The sequence below is a fragment of the Pseudomonas citronellolis genome, assembly GCF_900112375.1.
In the GTDB taxonomy this organism is placed as follows: Bacteria; Pseudomonadota; Gammaproteobacteria; order Pseudomonadales; family Pseudomonadaceae; genus Pseudomonas; species Pseudomonas citronellolis.
Window position 1 is genome coordinate 92,142 of sequence record NZ_FOLS01000004.1, and the last position, 25,517, is coordinate 117,658.

Here is a 25,517-nt window from a genome sequence, read left to right on the forward strand (position 1 = left end):
CCTACGAAGGGCGCTGCGCATCAATCGATCCCCAGGCTGGCCCAGATTTCGTCGACGCGACGGCTCACCGCCTCGTCCTTGACGATGGCGCGGCCCCATTCGCGGCTGGTCTCGCCGGGCCACTTGTGGGTGGCGTCCAGGCCCATCTTCGAGCCCAGGCCGGAGATCGGCGAGGCGAAGTCGAGGTAGTCGATCGGCGTATTGTCGATCATCACCGTGTCGCGCTTGGGGTCCATGCGCGTGGTTATCGCCCAGATCACGTCGTTCCAGTCCCGCGCGTTGATGTCATCGTCCGTGACTATGACGAACTTGGTGTACATGAACTGTCGCAGGAACGACCACACACCCAGCATGACGCGCTTGGCGTGGCCGGGGTACTGCTTCTTCATGGTCACCACCGCCATGCGGTACGAGCAGCCTTCGGGCGGCAGGTAGAAGTCGGTGATCTCCGGGAACTGCTTCTGCAGGATGGGCACGAAGACTTCGTTCAGCGCCACCCCGAGGATCGCCGGCTCATCCGGCGGGCGGCCGGTGTAGGTGCTGTGGTAGATCGGCTTCTGGCGGCGGGTGATGCGCTCGACGGTGAACACCGGGAAGCGGTCCACCTCGTTGTAGTAGCCGGTGTGGTCGCCGTAGGGGCCCTCGTCGGCCATCTCGCCGGGATGGATCACCCCTTCCAGGACGATCTCGGCGCTGGCCGGCACCTGCAGGTCGCTGCCGATGCACTTCACCAGTTCGGTGCGGTGGCCGCGCAGCAGGCCGGCGAAAGCGTATTCGGAGAGGGTGTCGGGCACCGGCGTCACGGCGCCGAGGATGGTCGCCGGGTCCGCGCCCAGGGCCACGGCCACCGGGTAGGGCTGGTCCGGGTGCTTCTGGCACCACTCGCGGTAGTCCAGGGCGCCGCCGCGGTGGCTGAGCCAGCGCATGATGACCTTGTTGCGGCCGATCACCTGCTGGCGGTAGATGCCGAGGTTCTGCCGTTCCTTGTTCGGCCCGCGGGTGACTGTCAGGCCCCAGGTGATCAGCGGCGCGACGTCGCCGGGCCAGCAGGTCTGCACCGGCAGCTTGCCCAGGTCGACCGCCTCGCCCTCTTCGATGACTTCCTGGCAGGGCGCGTCCTTGAGCACCTTGGGCGCCATGCTGATGACCTTCTTGAAGATCGGCAGCTTGCTCCAGGCGTCCTTCAGGCCCTTGGGCGGCTCCGGCTCCTTGAGGAAGGCCAGCAGCTTGCCGATCTCGCGCAGTTCGGAGACGTCCTCGGCGCCCATGCCCAGGGCCACGCGCTCGGGGGTGCCGAACAGGTTGCCGAGCACGGGCACGTCGAAGCCGGTGGGTTTCTCGAACAGCAGGGCCGGGCCCTTGGCCCGCAGGGTGCGGTCGCACACCTCGGTCATTTCCAGCACCGGGGACACCGGCACCTGGATGCGCTTGAGCTGGCCGCGCTGCTCCAGGGCGGCGATGAACTCGCGCAGGTCGCGATACTGCATGGAAGTCTCGATGGCGTAGGCGAAGATGCGACAGTTTAGCCTTTAACACCACTTCGCAGAAACACGAAGGCCGGGTTTCCCCGGCCTCGTGGCTTGCAGCGATCAACCAGCGGCGCTTACTTGCTGCGCTTCATCGAGTCGAAGAACTCGTCGTTGGTCTTGGTCTGCTTGAGCTTGTCCAGCAGGAACTCGACGGCGGCGATCTCGTCCATCGGGTGCAGGATCTTGCGCAGGATCCACATGCGCTGCAGCTCTTCCTCGCCGGTCAGCAGCTCTTCGCGGCGGGTGCCCGAGCGGTTGATGTTGATCGCCGGGAACACGCGCTTCTCGGAGATGCGACGGTCGAGGATGAGTTCCGAGTTGCCGGTACCCTTGAATTCCTCGTAGATCACCTCGTCCATCTTCGAGCCGGTCTCGATCAGCGCGGTGGCGAGGATGGTCAGCGAGCCGCCTTCCTCGATGTTGCGCGCGGCGCCGAAGAAGCGCTTGGGCTTCTCCAGGGCGTGGGCGTCGACACCACCGGTGAGCACCTTGCCGGAGCTGGGGATCACGGTGTTGTAGGCACGCGCCAGGCGGGTGATGGAGTCGAGCAGGATGATCACGTCCTTCTTGTGCTCGACCAGGCGCTTGGCCTTCTCGATCACCATCTCGGCGACCTGCACGTGGCGGGTCGGCGGTTCGTCGAAGGTGGAGGCGACCACTTCGCCGCGCACGGTGCGCTGCATCTCGGTCACTTCTTCCGGGCGCTCGTCGATCAGCAGGACGATCAGGTGGCACTCGGGATTGTTGCGGGCGATGTTCGCCGCGATGTTCTGCAGCATGATGGTCTTGCCGGCTTTCGGCGGTGCGACGATCAGGCCGCGCTGGCCCTTGCCGATCGGCGAGCAGAGGTCGATCACCCGGCCGGTGAGGTCCTCGGTGGAGCCGTTGCCGGCTTCCATGGTCAGGCGCTTGGTCGGGAACAGCGGGGTCAGGTTCTCGAACAGGATCTTGTTCTTCGCGTTCTCCGGACGATCGAAGTTGATCGAATCGACCTTGAGCAGGGCGAAGTAGCGCTCACCTTCCTTCGGCGGGCGAATCTTGCCGACGATGGTGTCCCCGGTGCGCAGGTTGAAGCGGCGGATCTGGCTGGGCGAGACGTAGATGTCGTCCGGGCCGGCCAGGTACGAGGAGTCGGCGGAGCGCAGGAAGCCGAAGCCGTCCTGGAGAATCTCCAGCACGCCGTCACCGGAGATTTCCTCGCCGCTCTTCGCGTGCTTCTTCAGCAGCGCGAAGATGATGTCCTGCTTGCGCGAACGGGCCATGTTTTCCAGGCCCATGGCATCGGACATTTCCAGCAATTCGGTAATCGGCTTTTGCTTGAGTTCGGTCAGATTCATAAGAAGGAGGTGTTAGATAGATATGAGGAAAGGGGAAACAAGCATGTGAGCTCGTTAATGCCGTGCCGCAGAGTGACGACAGGATCGCTTGGAAATTCGAATAGGAAGTGCGTCGGCGACGGCTTGCAGGGGACAACGTAAAACAACGTTGCAGGCCCGAATGTAACACCCGCGCCAAGGGGCGTCTAGGGGACGGAATGAAAAAAGCCCCGCGTCGTGCGGGGCTTTTCCGGGGGCTGTCTCGACTCAGATGTTGCTGTCGAGGAAGGCCGCCAGTTGCGACTTGGACAGGGCGCCGACCTTGGTGGCCTCGACGTTGCCGCCCTTGAACAGCATCAGCGTCGGGATACCGCGCACGCCGTACTTCGGCGGGGTTTCCTGGTTCTCGTCGATGTTCAGCTTGCAGACTTTCAGCTTGCCCTGATAGTCCTTGGCGATCTCGTCCAGTACCGGCGCGATCATCTTGCACGGACCGCACCACTCGGCCCAGTAGTCCACCAGCACAGGACCATCGGCCTTCAGCACGTCCTGCTCGAAGCTGGCATCGGTAACGCTGACGATATGTTCGCTCATGAAATCTCTCCGTGGGAATCGGATGCGAAAAAAAGTGGGCCCATCATAGCCCGCCTTGGCCGCCTTCCGAAAGGCGCAGGCGATTGAGTGTCGCTATCGCCGGCCCCGGCGAAACCGATCGACGGCCCGGCGTTCGTTGGCACCGAAGGGCTATCGTGGCAGGATGTCGGGGTTAACAAACGGACCTTCGCACCATGCCCCATACCCCCGCCAAGACCTTCCCGCTGATCGCCGCCCTGGACCTGGGTTCCAACAGCTTCCACATGGTTTTGGCCAAGGCCGATCATGGCGAGATCCGCATCCTCGAGCGGCTCGGCGAGAAGGTCCAGCTGGCCGCCGGCATCGGCGAGGACCGCCTGCTCAACGAAGAAGCCATGCAGCGCGGCCTGGACTGCCTGCGGCGCTTCGCCCAGCTGATCAACGGCATGCCGCCGGGCTCGGTGCGGGTGGTCGGCACCAACGCCCTGCGCGAGGCGCGCAACCGCAACGAATTCACCCGCCGCGCCGAGGAAATCCTCGGTCACCCGGTGGAAGTCATCTCCGGCCGCGAGGAAGCGCGCCTGATCTACCTGGGCGTCTCGCACACCCTGCCGGACACCACCGGGCGCCGCCTGGTGGCCGACATCGGCGGCGGCAGCACCGAGTTCATCATCGGCCAGCGCTTCGAATCGCAGCTGCGCGAGAGCCTGCAGATGGGCTGCGTCAGCTACACCCAGCGCTATTTCAAGGACGGCAAGATCACCCCGGCCCGCTACGCCCAGGCCTACACCTCGGCGCGCCTGGAACTGATGGGCATCGAGAACAGCCTGCGCCGCCTGGGCTGGGACGAGGCCCTCGGCGCCTCCGGCACCATCCGCGCGGTGGGCCTGGCGATCCAGGCCGGCGGCCACGGCAACGGCGAGATCAACCCCGACGGCCTGGCCTGGCTCAAGCGCAAGGTGCTGAAACTGGGCGACGTGGACAAGCTCGACCTGGACGGCATCAAGCCGGACCGCCGGCCGATCTTCCCGGCCGGCCTGGCCATCGTCGAAGCGCTGTTCGACGCGCTCGACCTCAAGCAGATGCACCACTCCGAAGGCGCCCTGCGCGAAGGCGTGCTCTACGACCTGCTCGGCCGCCATCACCATGAAGACGTGCGCGAGCGCACCATCAGCGCGCTGATCGAGCGCTACCACGTCGACCTCGACCAGGCCGCCCGCGTCGAGGCCAAGGCCCTCCAGGCGCTGGAGCAGGTGGCCGAGCCCTGGAGCCTGCAGGACGACTGGCACCGCGAGCTGCTCGGCTGGGCCGCGCGCACCCACGAGCTGGGCCTGGACATCGCCCACTACCACTACCACAAGCACGGCGCCTACCTGATCGAGCACTCGGACCTGGCCGGCTTCTCCCGCGAGGACCAGCAGGTGCTGGCGCTGCTGGTGCGCGGCCATCGCCGCAACATCCCGGCGGACCGCTTCGCCGAGCTGGGCCCTGAGGGCGACAAGCTGATCCGCCTGTGCATCGTGCTGCGCTTCGCCATCCTCTTCCACCACATCCGCGGCACCCAGGAAATGCCGGACGTCACCCTCAAGGTGGGTTCGAAGAGCCTGGAAGTGCGCTTCCCCAAGGGCTGGCTGGAAGCCAACCCGCTGACCCAGGCCGACTTCGAACAGGAAGCCGGCTGGCTGCAGCGCGTGGGGTACCAGTTGAGCGTGAGCTGAGGGAGCCGACTGCGCCGAGGCGCTCTTCGTAGGATGGGTTGAGCCTGCGAAACCCATGCGGTGCTGGTGATGGGTATCGCTTCGCTCAACCCATCCTACGACGGCCACGGCCCCACCCCCGCCATTCCCCTGTAGGAGCGCGCCCTGCGCGCGAATCGCGGGCAGGGCCCGCTCCTACAAGAAGCCGCACCAACCTGGACCGTAGGAGCGGAGCTTCTCCGCGATAGCCGCAACCTCCGGCGCGATTCGCGGATGAGATCCGCTCCTACGAAACGCCTCACGCCGCGCCCAATGCCGGAGCGCGTCCTGCCGCGCAATCGCTTTTCGTAGGAGCGAGCTTGCTCGCGAACCGCCCCCGCTGCGGACCCGGGTTCGCGAGCAAGCTCGCTCCTACAAGGGTGATGAACCCATGAAAAAGCCCCGGCGCTTGCGCGGCGGGGCTTTTCGGGGCCGGGGCGGCTCAGCGCGCGCTGATCACCGGCGTGCACAGGCGCTCCAGCAGCATGGCCTGGGCGTTGCGCGGGTTCTGGTTGCCGGTGGGGTTCAGGCGCTGGTAGCTGCCATCGGGCTGCAGCACCCAGGCCTGGGTATTGTCGGCCAGGTACAGCTCCAGCTCCTTCTTCACCCGCTGCACCAGCTTCTTGCCTTCCACCGGGAAGCAGGTCTCCACGCGCATGTCGAGGTTGCGCTCCATCCAGTCGGCGCTGGAGAGGTAGAGCTTCTCGTCGCCGCCGTTGAGGAAGTAGTAGATGCGGCTGTGCTCGAGGAAGCGGCCGATGATCGAGCGCACCTGGATGTTGTGCGACACTCCCGGCACGCCCGGGCGCAGGCAACACATGCCGCGCACCACCAGGTCGATCTTCACCCCCGCCTGGCTGGCCTTGTACAGCGCACGGATGACCTTCGGGTCGGTCAGCGAGTTGACCTTGGCCATGATGTGCGCCGGCTTGCCTTCGGCGGCCTGGGCCGCCTCGCGGTTGATCATCTCCAGCAGGTTCTTCTTCAGCGTGAAGGGCGCGTGCAGCAGCTTCTTCATGCGCAGCGTCTTGCCCATGCCGATCAGTTGGTTGAACAGCTTGTGCAGGTCCTCGCACAACGCCACGTCGGCGGTGAGCAGGCTGTAGTCGGTGTACAGGCGGGCGTTGCCGGCGTGGTAGTTGCCGGTGCCCAGGTGCGCGTAGCGGCGCAGCTCGCCGTCCTCGCGGCGGAGGATGAGCATCATCTTGGCGTGGGTCTTGAAGCCGACCACGCCGTAGATCACCACCGCGCCGGCCTGCTGCAGGCGGCTGGCCAGTTGCAGGTTGGACTCCTCGTCGAAGCGCGCGCGCAGCTCGATCACCGCGGTGACCTCCTTGCCGTTGCGCGCCGCCTCCACCAGGGCGTCGACGATTTCCGAGTTGGCCCCGGAACGGTACAGGGTCTGCTTGATGGCCAGTACGTTCGGGTCCTTGGCGGCCTGGCGCAGCAGGTCCACAACCGGGGTGAAGGACTCGAAGGGGTGCATCAGCAGCACGTCCAGCTTGGCCAGCACGCCGAACATGTTCTCCTTCTTCTGCAGCAGCTTCGGAATGGTCGGGGTGAACGGCGGGTACTGCAGCTCCGGATGGCTGGCCAGGCCGGTGACGCTGAACAGGCGGGTCAGGTTGACCGGGCCGCTGACCTTGTACAGTTCGCTCTCGGCCAGGCCGAACTGCTTGAGCAGGTAGTTGGACAGGTGCGCCGGGCAGGTGTCCACCACCTCCAGGCGCACGGCGTCGCCGTAGCGCCGCGAGAACAGCTCGCCGCGCAGCGCGCGGGCCAGGTCCTCGACGTCCTCGGCGTCCACCGAGAGGTCGGCGTTACGCGTCAGGCGGAACTGGTAGCAGCCCTTGACCTTCATGCCGGAGAACAGGTCGTCGGCGTGGGCGTGGATCATCGAGGAGAGGAACACATAGTTGTCGCCCTCCCCGGCCACGTCCTCGGGCAGGCGGATGATCCGCGGCAGCGAGCGCGGCGCCGGGATGATCGCAAGGCCGGAGTCGCGGCCGAAGGCGTCCATCCCCTCCAGCTCGACCACGAAGTTCAGGCTCTTGTTCACCAGCAGCGGGAACGGGTGGGTCGGGTCGAGGCCGATGGGGGTGATGATCGGGGCGATCTCGTCGCGGAAGAAGCGCCGCACCCAGGCCTTGATCTTCGGCGTCCAGTAGCGCCGGCGGATGAAGCGCACGCCGTGCTTGGCCAGCTCCGGCAGCAGGATGTCGTTGAGGATGGCGTACTGGCGGCCGACCTGCTCGTGCACCTGCTCGCTGATCCGCGCCAGGGCCTGGTGCGGCAGCAGGCCGTCGGCGCCGGCCTGCTCGCGGGCGAAGGTGATCTGCTTCTTCAGGCCGGCGACGCGGATCTCGAAGAACTCGTCGAGGTTGCTGGAGAAGATCAGCAGGAACTTCAGGCGTTCGAGCAGCGGGTAGGACTCGTCCAGCGCCTGCTCCAGCACACGGATGTTGAACTGCAGCTGCGACAGCTCGCGATGAATGTAGAGGGCGCTGTCGTCGACGTTCACCGCCACCGCCGGGGCGGCGGGCGCCTCCACGGGGGGTTCGGCGACCACGGGGACCTCGACGGTCTCCAGGGTCTCGCTGACAGTCACTTCGGTTTCGATCAGGTCGGTAGCGTTCTGGCCTTCGGTATTCATCGCAAGTCTCGTCGCGGGGGCGTCAGCGCCCCCTTTTCAGTTGTTCTGCCGCACGTTTGGCGAAGTAGGTCAGGATGCCATCAGCGCCGGCGCGCTTGAAGGCCAGCAGCGATTCGAGAATCACCGCCTCGCTGAGCCAGCCATTCTCGATGGCCGCCATGTGCATCGCGTATTCGCCGCTGACCTGGTAGACGAAGGTCGGCGCGCGGAATTCGTCCTTGGCCCGGCGGACGATGTCCAGGTAGGGCATGCCCGGCTTGACCATGATCATGTCGGCGCCTTCGGCGAGGTCGGCGGCGATCTCGTGCAGCGCCTCGTCGCTGTTGCCCGGGTCCATCTGGTAGGTGGCCTTGCTGCCCTTGCCGAGGTTGGCGGCGGAGCCGACCGCGTCGCGGAACGGGCCGTAGTAGGCGCTGGCGTACTTGGCCGAATAGGCCATGATGCGCACGTTGGTGTGCCCGGTGGACTCCAGCGCCTCGCGGATGGCGCCGACGCGGCCGTCCATCATGTCCGACGGGGCCACCACCTGGGCGCCGGCCTCGGCGTGGGACAGCGCCTGCTTGACCAGCACGTCCACCGACTCGTCGTTCATCACGTAGCCGTTCTCGTCGAGGATGCCGTCCTGGCCGTGGCTGGTGAACGGGTCCAGGGCCACGTCGGTGATGATGCCCAGCTCCGGGAAGCGCTCGCGCAGGGCGCGGGTGGCGCGCTGGGCGATGCCCTCGGGGTTGTAGGCCTCGGCGCCGTCGAGGGACTTCTTCTCCAGCGGCGTGACCGGGAACAGCGCCAGCGCCGGGATGCCCAGTTCCACCAGTTGCTCGGCTTCCTCCAGCAGCAGGTCGATGGACAGGCGCTCGACGCCCGGCATCGAGGCGATGGCCTCGCGCTGGTTCTTGCCGTCGAGGACGAACACCGGAAGGATGAGGTCGTCGACGCTCAGCACGTTCTCGCGCACCAGGCGACGGGAGAACTCGTCGCGGCGGTTGCGGCGCAGGCGGGTGAAGGGGAAGGCACGTTCGGCGGAAATGAAGCTCACGGCGTACTCCAAGGCCCGGACAACAGGCACAGTGTGACAGTTATAGTCCGGGATTATGACCGATTGGTAACAAGGGGTAACAGTGACCCAGGGTCGCGGCAACCGGTCGCAGGGGCCCGAAGCCGCAGCATACGACCAAAGTAGGCGGCCCGGGCCATGCAAAGGCCAGCAAGCCGCCAGCAGGTGCCTTCCCCCCGGACGACAACCGCGTTAGGCTGCGCGTTCATTTTGCTGCGTTGCCTCGATAATGCTCCAACAATTCCTGCAGGATTTCGGCTATGTGGCCCTGTTCCTCGGCACCTTCTTCGAGGGCGAGACCATTCTGGTGCTGGCCGGCTTCCTTGCCTTCCGCGGCTACATGCAGCTCGAATACGTGATCGCCGTGGCCTTCCTCGGCAGCTACGCGGGCGACCAGCTCTGGTACTTCCTCGGCCGCCGCCACGGGCGCAAGCTGCTGGCGCGCAAGCCGCGCTGGCAGAAGCTCGGCGACCGCGCCCTGGAGCACGTGCGGCGGCGCCCGGACCTGTGGGTGCTGAGCTTCCGCTTCGTCTACGGCCTGCGCACGGTGATGCCGGTGGCCATCGGCCTGTCCGGCTATCCGCCGGGCCGCTACCTGCTGCTCAACGGCCTGGGCGCCATCGTCTGGGCCAGCGCGCTCGGCTCGGCGGCGTACTACTTCGGCAGCGTGCTCGAAGGCGTGCTGGGCAACATCAAGAAGTACGAACTCATGGTCCTCGGCGGCCTGCTCGCCATCGGCCTGCTGCTGTGGCTGCACCGGCGCATCAAGAACAGCCGCAACGGCAACTGATCAGGCCGGCTGCGCCTGCCGCCCCTCGTGGCGCAGGCCCCACAGCGCCAACAGGCTGAGGGCGGCATGGGCGCCCAGCAGCGCCAGCGCCCACCCCGGCAACGCCAGGCCGGCCGCTGCGGCGGTGATCGCCACCCAGGGCAGGTTCAGCAGCAGGCGCAGCCCTTCCAGCCGTGGCGCCCAGGCGCGGTTCTCCAGCCAGGCGCCGATGACGAACAGGCCGCAGGCCATCCACGCCCAGCCCAGCAGCAGCGCCGGCAGCGGCCAGCCCTCCCCCAGCCCCAACAGCAAAGTGCCGCCGACCACGTAGCCGGCGAACTGCACGGTCGCGTACCACTGCCGGCCGCGGGACAGCGGTACTTCGAACTTGCGGAAGGCGGCCAGGTCGGGCTTCTGCAGCGGATAGCGCGCCGCCACGTCGGCCGGGCGCCAGCCGGTGCGCATGAACCAGATGCGCAGCTTGTCCCACCAGTTGCCCGCCCGCCGTGCGTCGTTCCACAGCGCGGCATAGACCTGCAGGTTGGCCCACAGCGGGTTCCAGCTGGCCAGCGGCACGGTCACGCCGAACACCACCGGCTCCTCGTCCAGCTCTTCCTGGAAGGTGCCGAACAGGCGGTCCCAGAGGATGAACACGCCACCGTAGTTACGGTCCATGTAGACGGGGTTCTGCGCATGGTGCACGCGGTGGTTCGACGGGCTGACGAAGAACCATTCGAACCAGCCCAGCTTGGGAATGTGCCGGGTGTGCACCCAGAACTGGTAGAGCAGGTTAAGCGCCGCCACGCTGACGAACACCAGCGGCGGCACCCCGGCCACAGCCATCGGCAGGTAGAAGATCCAGCCGAACAGGAAGCCCGTGCTGGTCTGCCGCAGCGCCGTGCTGAGGTTGTATTCTTCGCTCTGGTGGTGCACCGCGTGGGCCGCCCAGAGGATGCTGCGCTCGTGGCCCAGGCGGTGGTTCCAGTAGTAGCAGAAGTCGTAGAAGACGAAGGCGAACACCCAGACCCAGGCGCTTTGCGCGGACAGCTCGAAGAGCGCCAGGTGCTGCCAGGCGAACACGTAGGTGACCAGGCCGATGCCCTTGGTCAGCAGGCCGCTGGTGGTGGACAGCACCCCGGCGCTGAGGCTGTTCAGGGCGTCGCTCAGGCGATAGGTGGAGGTGCCGCGCCAGCGGTCGGCCAACAGCTCCAGCGCGATCAGCAGGAAGAAGAACGGCACCGCGAAGAGGATGTAGTTCATGGCGCGACCGAATCGTTATGCTTATGGATACCGATCCTAGTCCTCTGGCGCCCGGCTACAACGGCCGCCGGTGACAACCCGGCCGGCATATGGCGACAGCCACGTCGCCGCCACCGGCCAACCCCGAACCAGGAGTACCTGCATGCACAAGAAAGTTGCCGTCATCCTCTCCGGCTGCGGCGTCTACGACGGCGCCGAGATCCACGAAAGCGTGATCACCCTGCTGCGCCTGTCCCAGCGCGGCGCGCAGGTGCAGTGCTTCGCCCCGGACATCGCCCAGCACCACGTGGTCAACCACCTCACCGGCGAGGAAATGCCGGAGAGCCGCAACGTGCTGGTGGAATCCGCGCGCATCGCCCGCGGCGAGATCAAGGACGTGCGCGAGGCGAAGGTCGAGGACTTCGACGCGCTCATCGTCCCCGGCGGCTTCGGCGCAGCGAAGAACCTGTCCAACTTCGCCTTCGAGGGCGACCAGTGCGAGGTCGAGTCGGACGTGCTGGCCCTGGCCAAGGCCTTCGCCGCCGCGCACAAGCCGGTGGGCCTGATCTGCATCGCCCCGGCCATGGCCGAGCGCATCTACGGCCCGGGCATCGAATGCACCATCGGCTGCGACGCCGACACCGCCGCCGCCCTCACCCGCATGGGCGCCAAGCACGTCGACTGCCCGGTGGACGAGATAGTCGAGGACAGCCGCCACAAGCTGGTGACCACCCCGGCGTACATGCTGGCGCAGAACATCGCCGAGGCGGCCAGCGGGATCAACAAGCTGGTGGATCGGGTGCTGGAGTTGGCCTAAGGCAGGCTTGGAGCTGGAGGCTGGAGGCTGGAGGCTGGAGGCTGGAGGCTGGAAGTCGTACGGCTTCTAGCTTTCGGCTTCAAGCTTCCAGCGTCTCTTTTAGCTTCTGCTCAACCGCGTCAACAACCGATCCAGCGCATTGGCGAAAGCCTGCCGATCCTTGTCGCCATAAGGCGCCTGGCCGCCGCCCATCTGCCCCTGGTCGCGCAGGTCGGTGAGCAGGTTGCGCATGGCCAGGCGTTCGCCCATGTTCTTCGCGTCGAACTCGCGGCCGCGCGGGTCCAGGGCGTCCACGCCCTTCTTCACCAGGCGGTCGGCCAGCGGCACGTCGCTGCAGATCACCAGGTCGCCCGGCTCGGCCTGCTCCACCAGGTAGTCGTCGGCGGCGTCCATGCCGCTGGGCACCACCACCAGGCTGACGCAGGCGAACGGCGGCTTGGCCACCGGCTGGCCGGCGACCATCACCACTTCCAGCTTGCGCTTCAGGGCGAACTTCGCCACCAGTTCCTTCGCCGCGCGCGGGCAGGCGTCGGCATCGATCCAGATACGCATCGGACTCGTTTCCCGAAAATGACGACGGCCAGTATCACACTGGCCGTCGGGGTTTGCCGCGCGCCGCCTCAGGGCAGCGCCGCGGCCTTGCGTTTCTCCGCCAGCAGGCTGCGCCCGTAGAGCACGGCCACCGCCAGCAGCGCCAGGGCCTGGGCCGATAGCGAGTAGGCGTCGGCCTTGATGCCCAGCCAGTCGAAGTCGAAGAAGGGCACCGGACGGGTGCCGATCACCCCGGCTTCCTGCAGGGCCACCACGCCGTGCCCGGCGAACACCACCGAGAGCGCGCAGAGCAGCGCGGCGTTGACGGTGAAGAACAGCTTCAGCGGCAGTTTCGCCGAGCCGCGCAGGATCACCCAGGCCAGGCCGACCAGCAGCACCGCGGCGCAGCCGGCGCCGGCGATGACAGCCTGGTGCCCGGCCGGGCCGGCCTGCAGCCAGAGGGTTTCGTAGAACAGGATGACCTCGAACAGCTCGCGGTACACCGAGAAGAACGCCAGCACGGCGAAGCCGAAGCGCCCGCCGCCGCCCACCAGGCTGCTGCGGATGTAGTCCTGCCAGGCCGCGGCGTGGCGGCGGTCGTGCATCCACACGCCGAGCCAGAGCACCATCACGCAGGCAAACAGCGAGGTGAAGCCCTCCATCAGCTCGCGCTGGGCGCCGCCGATGTCGATCACGTAGGCCGCCAGCGCCCAGGTGGCGAAGCCGGCGACGAAGGCCAGGCCCCAGCCGACGTGCACGCCGCGAGTGGCGGCTTCCTGCCCGGTGTTGCGCAGGAAGGCGAGGATGGCGGCGAGCACCAGGATGGCTTCCACGCCCTCGCGCAGCAGGATCAGCAGGGCCGAGACGAAGCTGATGGTGCTGCTCAGGGAGTCGCCGCTGAGTGCCTTGGCGGCTTCGCCAAGCTTGCCCTTGGCGCGCTCCAGCTGCTGCGCCACCTGGGCTTCGGGCAGGCCGTCGCGCAGCGTCTGGCGGTAGGCCATGAGTTCTTTCTCGGTGGCCTTGCGCAGGGTGGCGTCGACGTTGTCCAGCGAGCTTTCCACCAGTTCGAAACCTTCCAGATAGGCGGCGACCGAGAGGTCGTAGGCCTGGTCGTGGTCGCCCTGGCGGTAGATGGCGAAGCTCTTGTCGAGGGTCGCGGCGGTGTAGTCGATCAGTTGCGCCGGGCCGCGGTGTTCCAGCGGCGGGTGGGCGCGCAGGGCGCGGAAGCTCTGCGCGGCGGCGTCGCCGTCACGGGCGGCCACTTCGGCCGGGGTCTGGGTGGCCAGGCTCGCCAGCGGGTAGGCGTGGGCGCCGTCGGGCTGGGCCTCGGCGGCGCTCAGGCCGGCCACGTAGGCGGCCAGGTCCCAGCGCTGGCGCTCGTCCAGCTGGTCGGCGAAGGCCGGCATGTCGGTGCCGGCGATGCCCAGGCCGATCACCGTGCGCAGGTCGTAGAGGCTCAGCTGGTCCAGGCGCGCGCGGGCCGTGAGGTCGGCCGGCGGCGGCTGCAGGCCGATGCCCGCCGGGCCGTCGCCCTTGCCGGCGTCGCCATGGCAGATCGAGCACTGCTGGGCGAAGAGGGGCGCGCCGCGGGCCGGGTCGGGGGTGATGGCGGGGGTCTGCACCACCTGGTAGACATCCGCCAGTCGCGCTTCCAGGTGCCGCGCCTGCTGCGCCACCAGGGCGCCGGGCTGGCGCTGCTCGATGGCGCGGCGCAGGCCGGCCACCTCGCGCTCCAGCTCGGCCCGCTCGGGGCGCGCCGGCAAGGCCAGCAGCAGCGCCTGCAGCTGGCCGGCGAACTCCAGTTGTTCCTTGTATTCGGCGGCGTCGAGCACCTGCCCGGCGTTCACCGTCGGCGGATAGTCGGCTGCCAGGTAGCTCAGCAGGTGCAGGGCCTGGGAGGGGTCGACCGGCGCGTCGGCCAGGGCCGTGAGGCTGGCGCCGCAAAGCAGCGGCAGCAGCCAGATGAGAAGCGTTGGAAGGCGCATGGCGGAAGGCGAATGAGAATGGAGGGCGCCAATACTACTCCGCCACTATTCGGGCGCCTAGGCGGCGCCCGTCGGCTTCACACCGGGGCGCGGCGGACGGTGGCCAGCAGCGCGGCGGCGCCGAGGAACAGGCTGGCGAAGGTGCGGTTCATCAGCCGCCGCTGGCGCGGCGAGCGCAGCGCGCGCAGCACCCGCGCGGCCAGCCCGGTGTAGCCGGCCATGACGATCAGGTCGACGCAGATCATGGTGGCGCCCATGATCACGTACTGCATCGCCATCGGCCGGTGCGGGTCGACGAACTGCGGCAGCACGGCGAGCATGAAGATCACCGCCTTGGGGTTGCTGGCGTTGACCAGGAAGCCGCGCAGCACCAGGCTCAGCGGGCGGCCGATGGGGCGCTCGGCGTCGGCCTGCATCACCTGCGGGGCGGCGCTCCACTGGCGCCAGGCGAGGTAGGCCAGGTAGACCACGCCGAACCACTTGATGACGCTGAAGGCCAGCGCCGAGGTGGCCAGCAGCGCGCCGACGCCGGCGGCGACCACGGCGATCTGCAGGGCCAGGCCGATCTGCAGGCCCAGGGCGTTCCAGTAGCCGCGCCAGAAGCCGTACTGCAGGCCGCAGGACATCGAGGCGATGGCCCCGGCGCCGGGCGACAGGCTGATCACCCAGCAGGCGATGAAGAAGGCGAACCAGGTACTGGCGAGCATGGTGGACCTCGTGGCGAAAAATCTTGTTACGGGTAACCAGTGTGCCCGAGTCGCACGTTGCCGTGTAGGGCGCCGACGAAGTCCGTAGGAGCGACTGTCTATTGGGTTCCCGCGTTCGCGGGAATGACGTCGGAAAACACGAATCTTAATCCCGTCATTCCCGCGAACGCGGGACGCGGCTCCATCGCGAACAGCGCTTGCGCTGGCCCGAAGGGGAATAACCCAGAAAACAACGTAGGAGTGGATCTCATCCGCGAATCGCGCCGATACCTCCGGCATTCCCCTGTAGGAGCGCGCCCTGCGCGCGAATCGCGGGCAGGGCCCGCTCCTACAGGTGTGGAGGAAGCCCGGCGCGGAGCCGGCCGATCAGCTCGGCAGGTCCTTGCGCAGTTTCACCGGCTCTTCGCCGCGCTTGCGCGCCAGGGCGCCGCGCAGGCGGATGTTGAGGGCTTCCACCGCCAGCGAGAAGGCCATGGCGAAGTAGACGTAGCCCTTGGGCACGTGGACCTCGAAGGCCTCGGCCACCAGCACGGTGCCGACCACGATGAGGAACGACAGCGCCAGCATCTTCAGCGACGGGTGCTTGTCGATGAAGTCGCTGATGGTGCCGGCGGCGAGCATCATCACGCCGACCGAGATGACGATGGCGGCGATCATCACCGGTACGTTCTGCACCAGGCCCACGGCGGTGATCACCGAGTCCAGGGAGAAGATGATGTCGATGATCGCGATCTGCACGATCACCGCCATGAAGCCGCGGCTCTTGGCGCTGCCCTGCCCGCCTTCCTCGGCGCCTTCCAGGCTGTGGTAGATCTCCATGGTGCTCTTGAACAGCAGGAACAGGCCGCCGAAGAACAGGATCAGGTCGCGCCCGGAAACGCCCTGGCCGAACACCTCGAAGAGGTCGGCGGTCAGGCGCATCACCCAGGTGATCGACAGCAGCAGGAGAATCCGCGTACCCATCGCCAGCGCCAGGCCGAAGAACCGCGCCTTGGGCTGCTGCGCCGCCGGCAGGCGGCTGACCAGGATGGAGATGAAGATGATGTTGTCGATGCCCAGGACGATCTCCAGGGCGGTCAGGGTCAGAAAGGCAACCCAGATTTCAGGGCTAGCGAGCCATTCCATAGTGCGTGGGTATCCGTGTGGGAACAGGGGTTGTGGTTGTTATCTTCCGCTGCTCAGCCCGGGCCCTTTCCAGCGCCGGATGGCCTTCTGGAAGAACAGGCTATTGGGCACCTGCAGCAGGGCGCTGGTGCCGTCCTCGAAGGTTTCCTCGAGGGTGGTGTAGAGCAGGTTGATGGCGCTGACGCGGCCCTTCACGCCGGGCTTGTCGGCCGACTCGATGACCTCCACCAGGTCGCCCAGGCGGAACGGCCCGACGGTGAAGATCAGCACCGCGCAGAACAGGTTGGAGAGCACGCTCCAGATGGCGAAGAAGGCCACCGCGGCGACCGCGACGAAGCCGGTCAGCGCGGTCCACAGCACCTGGGCGGAAACCCCCAGGCGCTCCAGCACCATCATCAGCGCCGAGCCCATGATCAGCCAGCGCAGGCCGCCACGCAGCGGCAGCAGCAGTTCGTGGGGGATCGGGTAGCGCAGGGCCAGGCGGTTCAGCCCGCGCGCCACCATGCGCTGCAGCACCCAGGCCAGCAGCAGGATGAGGATGATCTGCAGGCCGCGCAGCAACGGATCGCTCCAGGCGACGAGCAGCGGCAGGTCTTCCATCACTCGGCCCCTTCGAGTTGGGCCTGGAGGTTCTCCAGGGTTTCCAGGGCCACCAGCCAGGCTTCCTCGACCTCGGCCTCGCGCGTCTTGAGCGCCGCCTGCTGGGCCAGCAGGTCACGCAGCTCGTCCTTGCGCGCATTCTCGTAGAGGGCGCTGTCGCCGAGCTTTTCTTCCAGCGCGGCGAGCTTCTCGTGCAAGCCGCCCAGCTCCTTCTCCAGCTTGTCCGCCTCGCGCTTGTGCGGCGCCAGTTGCTGGCGCAATGCGGCGGCGGCCTGGCGCTGGGCGCGCTTGTCGGTCTTCTCGGCGGCCGCCGCGCCGGCATTGGCGACCGGCGCCTGACGCGCGCGGAAGTCCACCAGCCAGCGGGCGTAGTCGTCGAGGTCGCCGTCGAAGTCCTGCACGCGGCCGTCGGCCACCAGCAGGAACTGGTCGGTGGTGCTCTTGAGCAGATGGCGATCGTGGGACACCACCACCACCGCCCCGGAGAACTCCTGCAGGGCCATGGTCAGGGCCAGGCGCATCTCCAGGTCGAGGTGGTTGGTCGGTTCGTCGAGCAGCAACAGGTTGGGCTTCTGCCAGGCGATCAGCGCCAGCGCCAGGCGCGCCTTCTCGCCACCGGAGAAGTTCAGCACCGGCTCGTCGCAGCGCGCGCCGCGGAAGTCGAAGCCGCCGAGGAAGTCACGCAGGGTCTGCTCGCGCTCGCCCGGGGCGATGCGCTGCAGGTGCAGCAGCGGGCTGGCCTTGGCGTCCAGCGAGTCGAGCTGGTGCTGGGCGAAGTAGCCGATGGCGAGGTTCTCGCCGCGCGCCAGGTGTCCGCCGAGCAGCGGCAGGTCGCCGGAGAGGGTCTTGATCAGCGTCGACTTGCCGGCGCCGTTGGGGCCCAGCAGGCCGATGCGCGCGCCGGGCACCAGTTGCAGCTTGACCTTCTCCAGCACCGTCTTCTCACCATAGCCCAGGCGCGCCTCGGACAGGTCGAGCAGCGGGCTGGAAATCTTGTCCGACTCGCGGAAGACGAAGTCGAACGGCGAATCGACGTGGGCCGGGGCCAGCTCCTCCAGGCGTTCCAGGGCCTTGATGCGGCTCTGCGCCTGGCGCGCCTTGGTGGCCTGGGCGCGGAAGCGGGCGATGTACTTTTCCATGTGGGCGCGCTGCGCCTGTTGCTTCTCGTAGGCCTGCTGCTGCTGCGCCAGGCGCTCGGCGCGGGTGCGCTCGAAGGCCGAGTAGCCGCCGCGGTAGAGCGTCAGCTTGCGCTGTTCGAGGTGCGCCACGTGGTCGACCACGGCGTCGAGGAAGTCGCGGTCGTGGGAGATGAGGATGAGCGTGCCCGGGTAGCCCTTCAGCCACTCCTCCAGCCAGAGGATGGCGTCGAGGTCGAGGTGGTTGGTGGGTTCGTCGAGCAGCAGCAGTTCGGACGGGCACATCAGCGCCTGGGCCAGGTTCAGGCGCATCCGCCAGCCGCCGGAGAAGTCGCCGACGCGGCGCTCCATCTGCTCGGCGGTGAAGCCCAGGCCGGCCAGCAGCTTGCGCGCCCGCGCGTCGGCGGTGTAGCCGTCGGCGTTGTCCAGTTCGGTGTGCAGGCGCGCCACGGCGGCGCCGTCATGGGCGTTCTCGGCGGCGGCCAGCTGCGCCTGGATCTCGCGCAGGCGCACGTCGCCGTCGAGGACGTAGTCCACGGCCTGGCGCTCGAGGGTGTCCACCTCCTGGCGCATGTGCGCGATGCGCCAGTCGGCGGGAATCCGGTAGTCGCCGGCGTCCTGGCCGAGCTGGCCACGCAGCAGGGCGAACAGGCTCGACTTGCCGGCGCCGTTGGCGCCGATCAGGCCGACTTTCTGGCCAGCATGCAAGGTCAGTTCGGCACCTTCCAGCAAGCGCTGGGGGCCACGCTGTAGCGTAAGATTTTGTAGTCGAATCATGGCGGCGGAGTTTATCAGCTTCGCCGCGCAACCGCTGTGGGAGCCCTATGACAGAAGATATCTGGTCGTTTGCCCTCGACCTCTATGCGCAGCCGGGCGTCGAGGCGGCCTGCCTGGACTTGCAGGAAGCCGGCGCCGACGTCTGCCTGCTGCTGGCCGGGGCCTGGTTCGCCGCCTGTGGCCGGGCCTGCTCCGGACAACGCCTGGATACCCTGGCGAAGGCCTCCGCCAACTGGCAACGCGAGGTGGTGAAGCCGCTGCGGACGCTACGCCAGCAGTGGAAGACCGCGGCACGGAACGACGCCCACCTGGAGAAATTGCGGGAAACCCTGAAAACGCTGGAGCTGCGCGCCGAACGCCTGCAACTGGAACGGCTGGCGGAAGCGGGACGGGACTGGACGGAAGCGGGAAGGGACGAACTGGACGCCTGGCTGCAGGGCTGCGCCGGCGAGGCAGGGAAGGCTCGCCGCAGTGCGCTGCAACAGCTGCGCACCGCGGCGGCTTCGCGAGCGGCGTCTTAGGAAGCGCTGCTCGGAGTGGCGGTCGGAGCGCTCGGCGCTACCGGAGCCGGTGCGGCACTGGCGACCGGAGCGGTCGACGCGGCCGGGGCAGCGGGAGCAGCCGGGGTAGCGGCCGGAGCTGCAGGCTTGGCGGCGACGGCGGGCTTGGCCGCGGGCTTCGCAGCGGCGGGCTTGGCGGCCGGTTTGGCAGCAGGCTTCGCAGCGGCAGGCTTGGCAGCCGGTTTGGCGGCGGGCTTCGCAGCAGCAGGCTTGGCGGCCGGTTTGGCAGCAGGCTTCGCAGCGGCAGGCTTGGCAGCCGGTTTGGCGGCGGGCTTCGCAGCAGCAGGCTTGGCGGCCGGTTTGGCAGCAGGCTTCACAGCGGCGGGCTTGGCAGCCGGTTTGGCGGCAGGCTTCGCAGCAGCAGGCTTGGCGGCCGGTTTGGCAGCAGGCTTCGCAGCGGCAGGCTTGGCAGCCGGTTTGGCGGCGGGCTTCGCAGCAGCGGGCTTGGCAGCCGGTTTGGCGGCGGGCTTCGCAGCAGCGGGCTTGGCAGCCGGTTTGGCGGCGGGCTTCGCGGCGGCAGCCTTGGCAGCCGGTTTGGCGGCAGGCTTCGCAGCAGCAGCTTTGGCAGCCGGCTTGGCGGCGGGCTTCGCGGCAGCAGCTTTGGCAGCCGGCTTCGCGGCGGGCTTCGCAGCGGCAGCTTTGGCAGCCGGTTTAGCGGCGGGCTTCGCAGCAGCAGTTTTAGCAGCCGGCTTGGCGGCGGGCTTCGCGGCAGCAGCCTTGGCAGCCGGTTTGGCGGCAGGCTTCGCAGCAGCAGGCTTGGCAGCCGGCTTGGCGGCAACGGCCTTGGCGGCCGGTTTGGCGGCAGGCTTGGCAGCGGCAGCCTTGACCACCGGCTTGGCGGCGACGGGCTTGGCGGCGGCAACGGGCTTGCGGCTGGACAGCGACTTACCGACCGCTTCCTTCACCTTGCTCACGCCCTGGGCCAGCTTCAGGCTTTCCTGGACGTCACGCTTGAGGTTGGCGATGTAGGTGCGGGTTTCCGCCTGGCGGCTCTTCAGAGTTTCCAGCACCTCTTCCAGCTCTGCGATGCCGGCCTTGGCCTTGGCTTGTGCCTTGGCCTTCCCGGCCTTGCCTGCTTCCTGCAGTTTGGTGCGTGCCTTGTGCAGTTTGTCCTGCGCTTTGGCACGTTGCTTTTCCAGCTTGGCGTGCAGTTTCTCGGAGTCCACCAGGGCCTGCTTGCAGGCGGTCTCCAGATGCTCGATCAGACTGTTGGAAAGTTGCTGCAGCAGATGCAAAGGGGTGGTGACAGGTTTCTTGTTGGCCGACATGACGTGCCTCCTGGCGTACGTGGTTGCGCCCATACTAGACCCGCGCAGGCCCTCTCGCCAACGCCCCCATAAAGCTGAAACCCGCGCCAGGCACAATCTGCAGCCGTTTTTCCACAGGCCGGAGAGCAGCCCGCGGACACGCTATCTCCAGCGACCCCCTCGCCAACGACGCCACAGACTGCCGCCACGAGGCCGTCAGGCGGAACTTACCGAAAGGCTGTAAGCCACGTGGTACGTGGCTTACAGCCATCTCAACGAGGTTTTCGCAGGCATGAAAAAAGGGCGCGTCCGCAAGGACAGCGCCCCTTTTCCCGCCCGCCAAAATCAGGCGGTGACCGTGCGCTGTTCGTGGGCGTTGTGCAGCACCTCGATCAGGCAATCTTCCAGCTCGAAACGCTCGTGAAGCTGTTGGCACAGCAGCTTCAACTCGCTGGTGAGGCAGGTGCCTTCGCGGCAATCGCCATTGTCGCAGCGATCGTTGAAGTTCAGCGCGGACGCGGTGATGGCTTCCAGGCGCGGGTAGATCTGCTTGGCCAGTTCCAGGCCACGCGCATCGCCAAAGGCCTTGGCCTCGTCCATCAGCTGTTCGTAGACCTCGAAGTGGCCAGCGGAGACGTAGTCCAGCAGTCGCTGGCAGAAGTTCTCCAGCCCCTCGCCGTTGACGGCGGGCGCCTGGGGCCCGGATAGCGAATCGAAGGCCTGGATGAGTTCCTGGCGGTCACGCAACCAGCGGTCGATCAGCTGGTGGACGCCTCCCCAACGTTCCTGGGCATTGCGGCAGCTCTCGAGCATCTTGTCCTCGCTTCCCTCGGCCTGTCCCGGCGGTTCCACGGCGGGACAATTCTCTGTCGAATGCGGGCACTCGCCGGCGTTCTACCGCTCTGATGGCGGAATCCCGGCGGTGCGGAAGACCAGAGTATGCCCACGGGATGTCCGCTTCAAGACACCTTTCGCGGGAAAATTCATACGAGCGTTTAATCGGCAGCCCGCGGCGGCGCTGGCTTCGCGCCGTAGGACAGTTCTGCCGCCGCGCGGCGATCAGCCGCGGCGCAGAAACTGGAAGACGGCGAACAGGGCGAAGCCGACGAAGGCCAGCAGGCTCCACTCCGGGATGCTCAGGCTGAGCAGCGTCCAGGTCACCTCGGCGCAGTCGGCCGAGCCGTGGAACATGGTCCAGAGGATGTCCGCGTAGGGCATGGTCTGCATCATGTAGTCCAGCGGCGGCAGGCAGGAAGGCAGCTGGTCCGGCGGCAGGGTCTGCAGCCAGATCTGCCGGCCGGCGGTAGCGGCGCCGCCCAGCGAGCAGAGCAGCACCAGCACCGAGTAGATGCGCCGGCCGCGGCCATGCAGCGCGGCGATCAGCGAGAACAGCCCGGCGCCGGCGAAGAAGATGCGCTGCACGATGCACAGTGGGCAGGGTTCCAGGCCAACGACGTACTGCAGGTAGAAACCGGCGCCAAGCATGGCGGCGCAGGCGAGGAAGGCGAGGAAGAACAGGGAACGCGGGCTGGCCAGGTTCATGGCGGCTCCAGTGGCACGGCATTTTCGGAAAGGCCGCTACGGTAGAGGAAATTCCGCGGGCCTTTCAAGGCTGCGGGCTAGACTGGGCCGGACAGCCATCAGGGAATTCCTACCATGCGTCGACAGCTGATCCTACTCGCCGCGCTGCTGTTCGTCCCCCTCCCCGGCGCATTCGCCGCTTCGGTCGTGGAGCGGCTCAAGGTGCCCGAAGGGTTCCGCATCGAGGTGCTCAGCGACCAGGTCCCCAACGCCCGCGCCATGGCCCTGGGCAGCGAGGGCACGCTCTTCGTCGGCAGCCGCGAGGCCGGCAAGGTGTACGCCCTGCGCCCCGGCGAACAGCGCCCGCGGGTGATCGCCAGCGGCCTGAAGATGCCCAGCGGCGTGGCCTTCCACCAGGGCGATCTGTACGTCTCGGCTGTCAGCCGCCTCTACGTGCTGCGCGACATCGAGACGCACCTGGATGCGCAGCCAGAACCCGAGGAACTGCCGCCGCAGTTCCCCGGCGAGACGCACCACGGCTGGAAGTTCATCGCCTTCGGCCCCGACGGCAAGCTCTACGTGCCGGTGGGCGCGCCCTGCAACATCTGCCGCCCGGACCGCGAGCGCTACGCCAACCTGCAACGCATGCAGCCGGACGGCAGCCAGCGCGAGGTGGTGGCCTATGGCGTGCGCAACACCGTGGGCTTCGACTGGGATGCCCGGGGCCGGCTGTGGTTCACCGACAACGGCCGCGACCTGCTCGGCGACGACCAGCCCGATGACGAACTGAACCGCGTGAGCAAGGCCGGCGACGACTTCGGCTACCCGGACTGCCACGCCGGGAACATCGCCGACCCGGAGTTCGCCCAGCGCCCCTGCTCGGCCTTCGTCGCGCCGGTGGCCGGCCTCGGTGCCCACGTGGCGGCGCTGGGCATGCGTTTCTACAGCGGCGAGCAGTTCCCCGCCGAGTACCGCGGCAACGTCTTCATCGCCGAGCATGGCTCGTGGAACCGCAGCCGCAAGGTCGGCTACCGGGTGGTGCGCGTCGAGCTGAACGCGGACGGCTCGCTGAAACGCCAGAGCCTGTTCGCCGAGGGCTGGCTGCAGCCCGGCGAGGAAGTGCTGGGACGCCCCGCCGACGTGCTGGTGGCCGCGGACGGTTCGCTGCTGGTGAGCGACGACATGGCCGGGGCGATCTACCGCATCCGCTACGTCGGCAAGTAGGCGAAAGCCGTCAGCCAAAACGAAAGCGGCGCCCGAGGGCGCCGCGTTTCATCCGAACCGTCTTACGCTTTCGCAGGCAGCTGGACTGCACTGCCTACGGGCGCGCCGAACAGGCCGAGGCCTTCCTGGAACAGCCTGTTGCTGCGCTCGGTCTCCCCCAGGTGCGCCAGCAGGCGCGCAAGCTCGGCGCAGGTCTCGGCGCTGTGCTGGCGGGCCAGGCTGGCCTCCAGGTAGTCGCGGGCCTTGCCCCAGAGCTTGTCGGCCAGGCACAGGCGGCCCAGGGACAGGAGCAGCACGGGGTCGTCGGGGTACTTCTTCAGCCAGGCCTCGGCGTTCTGCAGCTGGCGCGCCGGGTCGCCGCCGCGGGCCTTGCCGTAGAGCAGCATCAGGCGCTCGTCGTAGCCTTCCTTGAGGGCCTGGCGCAGGACCTTCTCCGCCTCCTCGGGCGCGCCCAGGCGCAGCAGTTGCTGGGCATAGGCGGCGACCAGCAGCGGCTGGGCGCGCAGGTTGGCGGGCAGGTTCTGCCAGGTCTGGGTGAGCGGCTGCAGGGCCGTCTCGCCCTGCCCCACGCCCTGCTCGCCGGCGACTTCCAGGGCGGCGATCCAGGCGCGGCGCTCCAGGTCGCTGAGCTGGGCGTTCTCCAGCACGCGCTCCTTGCGCAGTTCCGGCAGCAGGGCCAGCAGCGGCCGCCAGTCCTGCAGGCTGACGTAGAGCTGCTGGAGCAGGCGCAGCACCGTGGGGTGGCGCGGGTGTTCCTCGTGCAGTTTCACCAGCACCGCGCGGGCCGGCTCGAAGGCGCCACGGTTGATCAGCAGTTGCGCGCGCGTCAGGCCCACGGCCAGCTCCGTGCCGGGCTGGCGTTCGAGGGCGCGGTCGAGCAACTGGTCGCACTCGTCGAAGCGCCCCAGCTCGTTGGCCGCGCGGGCCGCGCCCAGGTAGCTGGACAGGCTGTGCTCGTTCAGTTCGGCGGCGCGCCGCAGGTGGCGCAGGGCCGGGGCCCAGTGGCCTTCGGCGAGGTCGCGCTGGCCGTGTTCCTCGGCCATTTCGGCGCGGCGGCGGCGGTTGAAGCGCGACCAGGGGTTGACCACCCGCCCGGACACGCCGAGCAGGCGCAGCGCCAGGCGGATGGCCAGGTACAGCAGCCAGACCAGCGCCAGCAGGGCGAGGAAGGTCCACAGGCTGGATTCGTAGCGGAAGCTCTTATAGGCGATCAGCACGTAGCCCGACTGCTCGGCGATGGCCAGGCCGACCAGGGTAGCGGCCACCACCAGGGCCAGGACCAGCAGGTAGACGCGGCTCATTGGCTACCCTCCGCCTGGGGCGCGGCGGGCGCCTGCTGCTGGTCGAGGGCGGCCTGGTCGCGGCGCACCACGTAGGCCTGCAGGGCGCCCAGCGCCGGGCTCAGGTCGGGCGCCTGCACGGCCACCGGCTGCTGCGCCAGTTCGTCGATGCGCAGGCCCAGGGCGCGGCTGTCGGCGAGGTCGGCGTTGAAGAAGTCGCCGAGGATCTGCCGGGCCTGCTTCAGGGCCTGTTCGTAGACTTCCTGACGCCCGTTGAGCGCGGCCCACTGCGCCTGCTCCAGGGCCAGGCTGAGGGCCAGGCGCACACGCGTCAGCTGTTGCCCGGAGAGCAGCGGGCGCACGTCCTGGCCGGCGTTGAAGTCGATGCGCACGTAGCGCGAGATGCGTTCCCACCACTGGTCCAGGGTGCTGCTGCCGTCGCCCCAGGCGGTGGCCGAGGCCTTGCCCGGGCCTTCCTTGAAGCTCGGCTCCAGCGGTTGCAGCTGGGCGGCCTGCTCGCGCAGCGCGCCGAGTTGCAGGAACAGCCCGGTGCGGTCCGGCTGCGGCAGGCTGCGCAGGGTTTCGAGGCTCTTGGCGAGTTGCGCGCGGGCGGCGAAGGCGCCCGGGTCGTTCTGCGCGCGGAGGATGTCGTCGGCGCCCTGCACCAGCTGGGTGGCGCTGTCGATGTCCTGCAATGCGGAGAGGCGCAGCGAGGCGAGGCGCATCAGGTGCTCGGCCTCGGCCAGGCGCCATTGCTGGCGGCTCTGCCCGAGAACCTGCTTGAACTGCTGGGCCAGTTGCTGCTGGTCGCCCTGCAGTTCGACCACCAGGCGCCGGCGGGCCTCCAGCTCGTCGGCGCTGGGCAGCGCGTCCAGGCGCTTGTCCAGCGCGCTGTTGTGGTTGAGCAGGCTCTGCGCCTCGCCGCGGGTTTCTTCCAGCTGTTGCGCGCGGGCCTGGTCGCGGGCCTGCAGCTGCTGCGTCTGCCACAGCCCCCAGCCACCAACGCCGAGGCCGGCGACGCCGACCAGCAGGGCGAGCAGGGCCAGGCCGTTGCCGGACCGGGCCGGAGCGGGCGGGGTCGGCTCGACGGGGGTATCTTGCGGGGTGTCTTGGGGAGTGACGGCTTCGCTCACAGGTC

The 25,517-nt window shown here is 68.0% G+C and carries 22 protein-coding genes; 5 read left to right on the plus strand and 17 right to left on the minus strand.

The genetic code is table 11. The features are described from left to right. Positions 1–20 precede the first annotated feature (20 nt). From ubiD to trxA, 3 genes are all read right to left on the minus strand, one after another. Entirely contained in the window at positions 21–1,487 is a 1,467-nt protein-coding gene (ubiD, locus tag BM060_RS05480; protein WP_074978007.1) for a 4-hydroxy-3-polyprenylbenzoate decarboxylase, read from the minus strand. 116 nt (positions 1,488–1,603) lie between these two features. After that, entirely contained in the window at positions 1,604–2,866 is a 1,263-nt protein-coding gene (gene rho / locus BM060_RS05485; RefSeq protein WP_009615070.1) for a transcription termination factor Rho, read from the minus strand. A 246-nt stretch (positions 2,867–3,112) separates the two neighbouring features. Beyond that, positions 3,113–3,439 (minus strand): thioredoxin TrxA, encoded by a 327-nt coding sequence (trxA, locus tag BM060_RS05490; protein ID WP_009615069.1) that lies wholly within the window; start codon positions 3,437–3,439, stop codon positions 3,113–3,115. A gap of 194 nt (positions 3,440–3,633) precedes the next feature. Here trxA and ppx point away from each other — a divergent pair, with 194 nt between their 5' ends. Then, positions 3,634–5,136, plus strand: a complete 1,503-nt coding sequence (ppx, locus tag BM060_RS05495) for an exopolyphosphatase (protein WP_074978009.1) — start codon at positions 3,634–3,636, stop codon at positions 5,134–5,136. A 460-nt stretch (positions 5,137–5,596) separates the two neighbouring features. On the opposite strand, the gene ppk1 is transcribed toward ppx, so the two are convergent. Both ppk1 and hemB read right to left on the minus strand, forming a co-directional pair. Further along, the gene (ppk1, locus tag BM060_RS05500; protein ID WP_074978012.1) at positions 5,597–7,807 is read right to left on the minus strand and encodes a polyphosphate kinase 1; all 2,211 of its coding nucleotides are present in this window, start codon (positions 7,805–7,807) and stop codon (positions 5,597–5,599) included. 22 nt (positions 7,808–7,829) lie between these two features. Then, the gene (gene hemB / locus BM060_RS05505) at positions 7,830–8,843 is read right to left on the minus strand and encodes a porphobilinogen synthase (protein ID WP_074978014.1); all 1,014 of its coding nucleotides are present in this window, start codon (positions 8,841–8,843) and stop codon (positions 7,830–7,832) included. A gap of 244 nt (positions 8,844–9,087) precedes the next feature. Between hemB and BM060_RS05510 the strand changes: the two genes are divergently transcribed. Further along, a complete protein-coding gene (locus BM060_RS05510) occupies positions 9,088–9,651 on the plus strand; it encodes a DedA family protein (protein WP_099049022.1) in 564 nt (187 codons plus the stop codon). On the opposite strand, the gene BM060_RS05515 is transcribed toward BM060_RS05510, so the two are convergent. Continuing rightward, a complete protein-coding gene (locus BM060_RS05515) occupies positions 9,652–10,890 on the minus strand; it encodes a sterol desaturase family protein (RefSeq protein WP_074978016.1) in 1,239 nt (412 codons plus the stop codon). It lies immediately after the preceding gene. A 142-nt stretch (positions 10,891–11,032) separates the two neighbouring features. On the opposite strand from BM060_RS05515, the gene elbB reads away from it, so the two are divergent. After that, entirely contained in the window at positions 11,033–11,686 is a 654-nt protein-coding gene (gene elbB / locus BM060_RS05520; RefSeq protein ID WP_074978017.1) for an isoprenoid biosynthesis glyoxalase ElbB, read from the plus strand. Positions 11,687–11,785: 99 nt separating this feature from the next. Here the strand turns inward: elbB and BM060_RS05525 are convergent, their stop codons facing one another. The 6 genes from BM060_RS05525 to BM060_RS05550 all read right to left on the minus strand — a co-directional run bounded on the left by BM060_RS05525 (position 11,786) and on the right by BM060_RS05550 (position 18,547). Beyond that, positions 11,786–12,238, minus strand: a complete 453-nt coding sequence (locus BM060_RS05525; RefSeq protein ID WP_074978018.1) for a YaiI/YqxD family protein — start codon at positions 12,236–12,238, stop codon at positions 11,786–11,788. A 68-nt stretch (positions 12,239–12,306) separates the two neighbouring features. Next, positions 12,307–14,202 (minus strand): cytochrome c/FTR1 family iron permease, encoded by a 1,896-nt coding sequence (locus BM060_RS05530; protein ID WP_074978019.1) that lies wholly within the window; start codon positions 14,200–14,202, stop codon positions 12,307–12,309. Positions 14,203–14,279: 77 nt separating this feature from the next. After that, entirely contained in the window at positions 14,280–14,909 is a 630-nt protein-coding gene (locus tag BM060_RS05535; protein ID WP_074978020.1) for a LysE family transporter, read from the minus strand. A gap of 366 nt (positions 14,910–15,275) precedes the next feature. Beyond that, entirely contained in the window at positions 15,276–16,034 is a 759-nt protein-coding gene (locus tag BM060_RS05540) for a TerC family protein (protein ID WP_074978023.1), read from the minus strand. 39 nt (positions 16,035–16,073) lie between these two features. Continuing rightward, the gene (locus tag BM060_RS05545; protein WP_074978026.1) at positions 16,074–16,634 is read right to left on the minus strand and encodes a mechanosensitive ion channel family protein; all 561 of its coding nucleotides are present in this window, start codon (positions 16,632–16,634) and stop codon (positions 16,074–16,076) included. After that, positions 16,634–18,547, minus strand: a complete 1,914-nt coding sequence (locus tag BM060_RS05550) for an ATP-binding cassette domain-containing protein (RefSeq protein WP_074978029.1) — start codon at positions 18,545–18,547, stop codon at positions 16,634–16,636. The genes BM060_RS05545 and BM060_RS05550 overlap by 1 nt, the downstream gene beginning before the upstream one ends. Before the next feature lie 47 nt (positions 18,548–18,594). Here BM060_RS05550 and BM060_RS05555 point away from each other — a divergent pair, with 47 nt between their 5' ends. Next, positions 18,595–19,068, plus strand: a complete 474-nt coding sequence (locus BM060_RS05555) for a TIGR02444 family protein (RefSeq protein ID WP_074978031.1) — start codon at positions 18,595–18,597, stop codon at positions 19,066–19,068. Here the strand turns inward: BM060_RS05555 and BM060_RS05560 are convergent. From BM060_RS05560 to BM060_RS05570, 3 genes are all read right to left on the minus strand, one after another. Further along, positions 19,065–20,375, minus strand: a complete 1,311-nt coding sequence (locus BM060_RS05560) for an AlgP family protein (RefSeq protein WP_074978033.1) — start codon at positions 20,373–20,375, stop codon at positions 19,065–19,067. The two genes, BM060_RS05555 and BM060_RS05560, sit on opposite strands and share 4 nt — an antisense overlap. Positions 20,376–20,699: 324 nt before the next feature. Beyond that, entirely contained in the window at positions 20,700–21,167 is a 468-nt protein-coding gene (locus BM060_RS05565; protein ID WP_074978036.1) for an Rsd/AlgQ family anti-sigma factor, read from the minus strand. A gap of 246 nt (positions 21,168–21,413) precedes the next feature. Next, on the minus strand, positions 21,414–21,896 hold the full coding sequence (locus tag BM060_RS05570; protein ID WP_074978039.1) for a disulfide bond formation protein B: 483 nt from the start codon (positions 21,894–21,896) through the stop codon (positions 21,414–21,416). A 114-nt stretch (positions 21,897–22,010) separates the two neighbouring features. On the opposite strand from BM060_RS05570, the gene BM060_RS05575 reads away from it, so the two are divergent. Further along, a complete protein-coding gene (locus tag BM060_RS05575; protein ID WP_074978041.1) occupies positions 22,011–23,099 on the plus strand; it encodes a PQQ-dependent sugar dehydrogenase in 1,089 nt (362 codons plus the stop codon). 62 nt (positions 23,100–23,161) lie between these two features. Here BM060_RS05575 and BM060_RS05580 read toward each other — a convergent pair whose 3' ends face one another. Both BM060_RS05580 and BM060_RS05585 read right to left on the minus strand, forming a co-directional pair. After that, positions 23,162–24,400, minus strand: a complete 1,239-nt coding sequence (locus BM060_RS05580; RefSeq protein ID WP_074978045.1) for a heme biosynthesis HemY N-terminal domain-containing protein — start codon at positions 24,398–24,400, stop codon at positions 23,162–23,164. Further along, complete coding sequence (locus tag BM060_RS05585; protein ID WP_074978048.1) at positions 24,397–25,512, minus strand: uroporphyrinogen-III C-methyltransferase; 1,116 nt, start codon at positions 25,510–25,512, stop codon at positions 24,397–24,399. Before BM060_RS05585 ends, BM060_RS05580 begins: the two co-directional genes overlap by 4 nt. Positions 25,513–25,517: the final 5 nt, after the last annotated feature.